The sequence below is a fragment of the Alcanivorax sp. HI0044 genome (genome assembly GCF_001634945.1).
Window position 1 is genome coordinate 1 of the sequence record NZ_LWEZ01000696.1, and the last position, 645, is coordinate 645.

Genomic DNA, 645 nt, shown 5'->3' on the forward strand with positions numbered 1-645 from the left:
GAGCGCCCGGGTTGATGAGCGGCACAGCCGGCCAGAATGCAAGCCACCGTTGTGGTCAGCAATGGTTTCAAGATGGTCATGACCTTCCCCGATCATTAATTCGATGATGTAAAACCCCGATAGAACGATGGTTAATGTAGCAGCTGGATGGCGCCAAGCGCATACCCAAGATGGGGGAGAGAGAAAAGGAAAGGGATTGCCCGGGGCCGTCGGGCAGGGCGAACAGTCAGGCAATAAAAAACGCGGCCGAATCCCACTGCTGTCCCACAGTTTAGGGGCAAATGAAAAAGCCTGAACCGAACTGGTTACAATTCTCCAGCTGCTCAAACCGGTTTCGAGACATGATTTTGAGAGGCTGGCCAAAAAGCATCATCACGGCCAAAAACTGATATCCGTCACGCGCTGGGATCCATTCATTGGCATGGCCATGTGTCAGCTTTCCGGCCGTCAGAGCCTGACAAGCACAAAAAAAGCGAACCTCAAATGAGGTTCGCTTTATGAGGCTGCCAACGGTGCGACAGCAGTGGCTATGGGGCCACCTTTTTCATGAACGGAGGACGGTTACTCGTAATCGAACGAGAAGTCTTCTGCGCTCATTTGCATGGTGCTCTTGGTGGGCTTCAGTGCCGCTTCGGCATGGCCCTT

1 pseudogene is annotated in these 645 nt (G+C 53.3%); it reads left to right on the top strand.

The annotated features are described in order from the left end of the window. Positions 1-301: 301 nt before the first annotated feature. Positions 302-457: pseudogene (locus tag A3730_RS29575) on the top strand (DUF4372 domain-containing protein); the annotation flags it as partial. Positions 458-645: the final 188 nt, after the last annotated feature.